Raw genomic sequence first — 257 nt, forward strand, 5'->3', positions numbered from 1 at the left:
GCGACCCTCTGATTAAAAGTCAGATGCTCTACCAACTGAGCTAATGACTCATGGTGGAGGTTAACGGGCTCGAACCGCTGACCCTCTGCTTGTAAGGCAGATGCTCTCCCAACTGAGCTAAACCTCCAAAAACTATATGCGCGGCAACGTCCTAGTCTCACAAGGGGAAACCCCTCACTACCTTCGGCGCTAAGAAGCTTAACTACTGTGTTCGGCATGGGAACAGGTGTGACCTTCTTGCCATCGTCACCACACAT

General features: G+C 51.4%; 1 tRNA gene and 1 rRNA gene. Both read right to left on the bottom strand.

Annotated elements, in window-relative coordinates:
* Positions 1–51: 51 nt before the first annotated feature.
* Positions 52–127, bottom strand: a tRNA-Val gene (locus ACEN4I_RS13570).
* An 11-nt stretch (positions 128–138) separates the two neighbouring features.
* Positions 139–254: ribosomal RNA gene (gene rrf / locus ACEN4I_RS13575) — 5S ribosomal RNA — on the bottom strand.
* Positions 255–257 lie beyond the last annotated feature (3 nt).

The organism is Desemzia sp. FAM 23990, from assembly GCF_045528485.1.
Classification (GTDB): domain Bacteria; phylum Bacillota; class Bacilli; order Lactobacillales; family Carnobacteriaceae; genus Desemzia.